Source organism: Candidatus Omnitrophota bacterium (assembly GCA_040755155.1).
Lineage (GTDB): Bacteria > Hinthialibacterota > Hinthialibacteria > Hinthialibacterales > Hinthialibacteraceae > JBFMBP01.
In genome coordinates this window covers 56,781-63,979 of the sequence record JBFMBP010000104.1, presented here as the reverse complement: position 1 = coordinate 63,979, position 7,199 = coordinate 56,781, and the positions used below count along the sequence as shown (strand labels likewise).

The following is a 7,199-nucleotide window of genomic DNA, read 5'->3' as shown; positions in this document are numbered from 1 at the left end:
TCGTGGATTACGCGCCGTTTCGCGGTTTCGCGATTTATGAGCGCAACAATGGATCGGCTGTTCCAACCTGCGGGCGAGACGCCTGCGCTCCCAGGCTGCGTAAGATGAGTTACTAATTTTTTTTTAGAGGCGGATTTATCCACTTATTAATAGCCGTTTGAACTAAAGAAAAATCGAGAAAGATGTTACAATGGCGGCGTCATCTCGATTGATTCCGCCTAGATCGACTCCGTTGACGACTGCGTCTTTTCTATACATGATTTTTGCGTAAAAGCAAACTGCGATTATTTAGAGAGAGAAGCCCATCATGCAAACGATTTGGAAATCCCCGCGCGGCTGGAGAATGGAATTTTCCGCGCTGATTTTTCTGCTGCTATTCGCAGCGCAGTCGTTCGCGGAACCTTGGTGGTCTTCGAAGAGCGAAGAAGAAAAAATTCAAGTCGATGCGGGGATATTCTATCGGCGCTATCTTTATCAAACCGTCATAAACAAACCAGTGCGAGCGCATGTTCTCAGCGTTACGGGGGTGGGAAGCCAATACGTGTTCGGCGTACTGGGCAGCTATGGCGCGCTTTTTGCGCCCTCGGATTTCGCGCGGCAAAGCGAAGCGCTGGCCGCGGTCAATGGCGGTTTCTTTTCCGTGCGGCCCAACCGCGCGCGCGGTCTCGTCGCCGCTCACGGACGCATTCTGTATCCCCCGCACCAAGAAAACTATCGCAGTACGGTCGGCTTCAATTCGTCAAAAATTTTGTTCGATTGGATCGGGCCGGAAGATATCGATAAATACCGTTTCCAGACGCAAAAACCAGGTTGGAACGATTGCCATGCGGCCTTGGCGGCGGGACCGATTCTCATTAAAGATGGAACAACTTGCCTTTATTTAGCGGAAAGTTTCAACCTTAACGAACGCAATCCTCGGACGGCGATCGCCCAAATGGCGGACGGCATGGCGTTGATGGTAGTCGTGGATGGAAGGCAGCCGGATTGGAGCGCGGGAGTTACGTTGGGCGAATTGACGGATATGTTGGCGGATATCGGCGCCAGCGACGCCATGAATCTCGACGGCGGCGGATCGTCGGTCATGGTGGTCAACAATAAATTGATGAACCGTCCTTCCGATTTCGCTCTTCCGGGATCGCCGGGCAAAGAACGCGCCGTAGCCAACGTTGTCGCCCTTTTCAAAAAGTAATAGATCTTATTTTCGCTCCGTCAAAAGGCGCATGGCGTTACCGCCGCAAATTTGTTTCAATTCGTCTTGCGACAGCGGCAACCGCCGGAGATGCTCTAAATCCTTCCGTTGATCCGCCCACGGAGAATCCGTTCCAAAAAGAATGCGAGCGGCGCCGTGGGCGTGGACAAGAGCCATAAACTCTTCGTCGGGCATATGTCCCAGAGAATAGGACGTATCTAAATAGGCATCCGTCCCGCAAATCCGCTTCGCCACTTCCTCCCACTGCCGGAAGCCTCCCATGTGCGCCAGAATCATCGTCAAATCGGGAAATCTCTCTTTTATCCGCAGGAAATGAAGGGGCGTACTATGAAGCGTAGGGATTTCGATATCTACGCCTGCATGGAAAAGAATAATCATGCGTTCCTCTACGGCGGCTTCGTAAAGAGGGTAATAGATGGGATTGTCCGGTTCGATTTCATGGTATTCGGGGTGGATTTTAACGCCCGGAAATCCCTTGGCGGATAGATTGCGCATCAATCCTCCCAAATCTTCGTAACCGGGATGAACCGCGCCGAATGCAATGGCGGAATCCGTACGAACTTCTTCCAGCCACCGGTTGATGGAATCCACCTGTTTCGGCTTAGTGGCTACCGGCTGCAGCCAAGAGACATCGATGCTCGCCGTCTTCATCGAATCGAATAGAGTGCTAAGGCGTCCGTCGATCGCTTCTTTGATTCCCGCCTTCGCCGCCATCGCGGGTACGACCTTCAGGGCAAGTTCGTCGGGGAAAATATGGGTATGGACATCGATAATCATCCCATTGCCTCCAGTGGATTATGGCTTCCATAATCCATGAAGCTATCGTTCCTATCAAGGTGAATGACTTATACCAATCTGCATTGAGATTGTCGCTTTTCAAATTCCTCTCCCAAGATTGGGAGAGGTTAGGTGAGGGTTGATATTATTGGACTTATTATTCCCTCACCCTAACCCTCTCCCAGAGGGCGAGGGAATATATAAGCAATAATTCTAACGCATACTGGTATTATCTCCAACCGGCGGATCAGGGCGAAAGAAGGAGAATCCAGTCGAATCGTATGATGAAAATATAGTGGATTTTCAATTTGAATGTAAAATGAAGGGATGGATAATCGCCCGCCAGAAATCATAGGTTCCATTGCGGCGAACGACGGCGAAGGATTATCCGATATCTATAACGCGATTGTTTCCTGGTTGCGGAAACTGAGGACGCATTCATGAACAGATTTTCGAATATGAAATTTTCTACCAAGATTATCGTTTCTTATATGTTATTGTTTTTCATTATCGTGGCGTTAGGGGCGTTTTCCATAACCCAATTGAATAACGTCAATTACATTGCCACGGAGATTGAAAAAATCTGGCTGCCCGCCACCCGCACCCTAGGGGATATCAATAAATGCATCTCCGAATTGCGAATCATCGAACTTCAACATATCTCCTCGTCTTCCAAAGACGATATGGATCGGTTCGAGAATCAAGCCAAAGAGATCATCGGCGGGATTGCCAGCGAACAATCGATTTACGAACCTCTGATCGTTTTGAACGAAGAGAAAATACTCTATGCTTCCTTCCGCGAAAATTGGGCGCGCTATATCAAGGAAACCGAACGAATCTTCGCTTTGTCCAGGGAGAACAAAAAGAGCGAAGCCTTGTCAATGCTGCGCGACGAATCCCAACTCCTTTACAATAACAGCAGCGATTCGATCATCGGCCTAATCAACTTGAACGAACATGGAGGCATCGATTTAAGCCAGAGGGCCGATTTCATCTCGTCTCTTTCTTCTTTGCAAATCGTGATTTTGATCGTCGCCGGATTATTCGTCGGCATTTCCGCCAGCACGTATATCACCTATAGTCTGTTGGTTTATGTCAGGATTTCCAAGAAATATCAATTCTTACCGGCAAAGCATTGAACCGCGGAATGGAGATGGGATTCAAATCCACTTCTTCCGCCGGAAATAAAGAAACATGCCGATCGCGCTGGAAATCATGACGCCGAGAATCAACGGATAACCGAAGCGCCAATGCAGTTCCGGCATGAACGTGAAGTTCATTCCATACACTCCCGCCAAAAAAGTAAGGGGAATGAAGATGGAGGCGAACATCGTCAACACTTTCATGATTTCGTTCAAGCGATAGCTGGTTTGGGAAAGATAAAGATCCAACATCGACGAGGTAGAATCCCGGTAGATTTCGATCATATCGATAATCTGTATGACATGATCTTCCAAATCCCGCAGAAACGGAGAAACCTCTTTATGGAAGAGCGCATCTTCTTCTTTATACAGCCGGCCGATCATTTCGCGCAAAGGCCATACTAATTTCCGCAAGATCAGCAGTTCTTTCTTGAGATGGTGAATTTTTCGCACGGTGGCGGCGGCGGGATGGACGATCAACTCTTTCTCCACCGATTCCATGCGTTTGTCTATCCGTTCCAAGACAAGGAAGTAATTGTCGACGATCAGATCGAGAATCGCATAGGCTAAATAATCGGCCCCCATTCTTCGAATGCGGCCTTTGTCGTGACGAATCCGATACAAGAGGGGTTCCCAAATCGGATCCTCTTTTTCCCGGATCGTAACAACGTAGGAAGGGCCGATAATCAAGCTGATTTGTTCTCTGCGAATTTCATGGGATTCCTCGGCGAACAGGAGCGCTTTTAGGGTTATATAAAGATAGCCGTCATATTCCTCCATCTTGGGTCTTTGTTCCGCATTGACGATATCTTCCACGACTAGAGGATGCCAGCCAAAGCGCCTTCCCAACTCGCCGATGGTTTCAACCTGGTCGATGCCGACCGCATCGATCCAGCAAACGGTGGTTTGATTCTTGCCTTGTTCGCATTCTTCGAGACGGGGATTTTCTTTTTCGCGCAAACCGGCGGAGTCGTAATCAAGCATCCGAATTTTGCATTCAACCGTCTCATGCCCGCCTACATGGAGAGCGCATCCCGGTTCGCGTCCTACTTTGTCTCGATGTTTTTGATAATGTTTCAGCATGAATTTTCTCCACATCTGGCCGCTGATCACTCTTATGAAAACACTTTCCGTAGAGTCAAGGTGGGCTACGCTTCGCTTTGAGCCAACCCTACGAATCTTCCAGCCTCTTGCGTGAAACAAGAGCCAGGATGGCTCTTCTACTTTTTCACATGGCCGAATCGTTCTTCTTCATCCGCCGCAATTGGATCGGCCCTAGCAATCCGCCGTACCGCGATTCGCGTTCGAAGATGATCGTGCGCGCATGATAGGGGCTGGGCCAGCCGGGGCCTTTTTTCGCCGTCCATTCGTTGACAACCCGTTCAGAGGTAAGTTCATTGGCGAGAGTATTGGCCGTTCGGATAATCAATTGATGTTTTCCCGCTTGGCAGGGCGGCAACGCCAGGCGCCAAGGGGACCAAAGCATCGATCCTACGGTTTTCCCGTCGAGAATTATCGTGGCGGCGTATTCGATTGCTCCCGTCTCCAGTTCCAGTGGAGCGCCGTCCCAAGTCATCGGCAAATTGAAGGACGCGGTATAATCCACCTCGCCGGAATAATCTTCTCCCAGCCAATTTTTCCAGACGGCGGCGTCGGCAAAGGAGAGGGATTTTCCTTTATAATCGCCCCACCAGGAAGTATTTTCGAGATTCTCGACCGGTTCGACGATTTCAAAATCATGCTCGCCCGCAATGAAGCGGCGTCGGGGTTGCGCTGTTATCTCTTCGTCCAAGGCGATTATATCTTCGGTGAAAGAAACAGGAGAATCGGCGGGCAGCGGCTCATCGCTGAAAAGAAAAAGCCGCGTCTCGTCCGGTTGCAAGCGGATAGGAAGGGAATGGCTTGGTTTGGGCGCAGCGATCAAGCGCCCCGTCTGCGGTTCGAGAAGACGGGCATAAGTGGCGGGATGATGGATGACGCCTTCGTAGGATTCGTTTTCTTCATTGAAGAGGAATACGATCTCGCCGTCGTCCGTGGAGCGCGCGGCGGCGCGCAGGCTGCGGCTGGGCGGATCGATCTGCGCTGTAGGCTGAACTCGCGCAGTGATTTCGTCGATTTCACCGACGATAAATCGATCGGCGCCGGCGCTGTTTGGCTCTTCATCGACGGCGGAGACGCGGCCTGTGCAGAGAACCTTGCCGCCCGACGCGGCGAATTGCTTCAGTTTAGCCAGCGCCTCCGGCTGCATCCATTGAACGCCGTCGCAGACGATGGTTTTATAGCGCATCGCGCCCGACATGAGCACGCCGTTTTCAACTTTCGTGGTTTCATCAGCCAAGACGTCGTCGTCGATCAAATCGAAATCGCATTGCCGGGTAAGCAATTCGTTCGCTAAGCGGTCGTGAGAATCGGCTTCGGTGTACGCCGATTCGCCCATCGCCCACAGATCGCGCACGGGATAATAGAGCGCCGTCTCGATCTTGGGGCGGCCTGCAGAAAGGGCGTATCCCAAGCGTGCGACGTAAGCGTGAAATTCGGGAAGATGATCCCATAGCGGATTGCAGCGCCCGAAATGCGGACGCTCGCCCGTCATGTGATGATCTTTGGTGCTGAACGGATAACATCCCATCACTAGAAGATTGAGTCCTCGCACGTATTGGTAATCGACGAGCCATTTCATTTGCGCCGGAGTCAATCCATTGCCGTAAACACAGAACGATTCCGTGAAGGAGTAGCGGGTTCCGTTGTAATGGGCGGCGCTGGAAGCGTATTTGGGAAAGAAATGCTGGTTGGGCATTCCGGGAAACAACTGCCTCCAAATCAAATCGACGCCGGGAACATCCATCGCCCGCAATTGACGCAACGCCTGGCCGAATCCATAACGGATAGCGTTGATGGTTTGATCCTCTCCGTTGAGGTGGCCGCCGGAGGCCAGGCCATGAGAACGGTCCCAATCGCGAATCGTTTTGAAATAGGCGTCCCGGAATCTCGAGGTCCATAAATCGTAATATTCTATGCGGGCGCGAGCGAAATCCCAATCTGGTTGATGAAAAATTTTTGGAAGCAGGGGAAATATCTCTTTGCCGAAGCGATTTTTATAAATTGTCACCATTCTCGGCGTCCACGGCATGGATTTTTCGGGAACGATGTTGGGCGCGTTCGGTTCGTCCGTAAAGGTAAATAATACCGTCTTGCCGAAATGATCTTGCAGGACGGAGCAGTAGCCTTCGTGAGTCAAGGCGATGAATCGTTTCACGGCTTCGGGATTAAGCAAATCGGCGTAGCCTTTGGCGAGAACGCGGTAAAGATAAGCGTCGTCGTTGGATGACGAGGGAGTCCAGGTTTCGCCAGGGAGATATACTTTCGGCGGCAGTCCGTCTTCAATGATCGCCAGCGCATCGGATGGCGTCGTAATAGGTTTTTGGTTATCAAGTTTCTCGCGGACGAGACGATGTTGCGCGAATTCCGGATGGCCTTCAATTACTTTTCCCAAGGCTTGTCCCGACGGCCAACCTCCTTCGTCGTAAAGCCACCACTTCATTCCCAACTTCGCCGCTTCGTCCACAGCCCATTTGACGCGGTCGAAAAACTCCGGCGTGAGATAATCCGGATCCATGGAGTTGTTCGTGTTATTGGGCCGGAAAGCGCGAGGCATGGGCAACATGCACACGCTGCGCGCTCCATGCGATGCCATATCGCGCAGCTGTTCCAAGATCGTAAATTGATCCAACGGAGCGTTCCAAAGCCAGAAATATCCCGGCCAGTGAACCGAATCGGGATCGGCGAATTCGTTGGGATCAAAAGCGGAACAAAGCGATATCGTCGAAGGTTTCGTATCGCCCAAAGTCAAAGCGGGGGATAATATCGATATTGCTATTGAGATCATAATAATAGTAGATAATTTCTTATAATGATTTGACATTCTTTTCTCCCGCAAATTTATTCGCCGTCATTGCATATCTCTCGTGGAGGGTTAGAAACGAATGGCGATTCGATTTTGAAATCCAAAGCGTGATGGATTATTATTACATAGAAGCAGGCGACTAAAAAGTTGAAGTTTTTATGGTATT

Annotated in this window: 5 protein-coding genes; 2 read left to right on the top strand and 3 right to left on the bottom strand. The window is 50.5% G+C overall.

Annotated elements, in window-relative coordinates; all coding sequences use genetic code 11:
* The first annotated feature begins 307 nt into the window (after positions 1-307).
* Positions 308-1,189 (top strand): phosphodiester glycosidase family protein, encoded by an 882-nt coding sequence (locus tag AB1656_15995; GenBank protein ID MEW6236885.1) that lies wholly within the window; start codon positions 308-310, stop codon positions 1,187-1,189.
* A gap of 6 nt (positions 1,190-1,195) precedes the next feature.
* Here the strand turns inward: AB1656_15995 and AB1656_15990 are convergent, their stop codons facing one another.
* Complete coding sequence (locus AB1656_15990) at positions 1,196-1,987, bottom strand: amidohydrolase family protein (protein MEW6236884.1); 792 nt, start codon at positions 1,985-1,987, stop codon at positions 1,196-1,198.
* A 440-nt stretch (positions 1,988-2,427) separates the two neighbouring features.
* Here AB1656_15990 and AB1656_15985 point away from each other — a divergent pair, with 440 nt between their 5' ends.
* Positions 2,428-3,126, top strand: a complete 699-nt coding sequence (locus AB1656_15985) for an MCP four helix bundle domain-containing protein (protein MEW6236883.1) — start codon at positions 2,428-2,430, stop codon at positions 3,124-3,126.
* A gap of 21 nt (positions 3,127-3,147) precedes the next feature.
* On the opposite strand, the gene corA is transcribed toward AB1656_15985, so the two are convergent.
* Both corA and AB1656_15975 read right to left on the bottom strand, forming a co-directional pair.
* Complete coding sequence (corA, locus tag AB1656_15980; GenBank protein ID MEW6236882.1) at positions 3,148-4,212, bottom strand: magnesium/cobalt transporter CorA; 1,065 nt, start codon at positions 4,210-4,212, stop codon at positions 3,148-3,150.
* Between the two features lie 145 nt (positions 4,213-4,357).
* Positions 4,358-7,051, bottom strand: coding sequence for a glycosyl hydrolase (locus AB1656_15975; protein MEW6236881.1), 2,694 nt, complete (start codon positions 7,049-7,051; stop codon positions 4,358-4,360).
* Between the last annotated feature and the right edge of the window lie 148 nt (positions 7,052-7,199).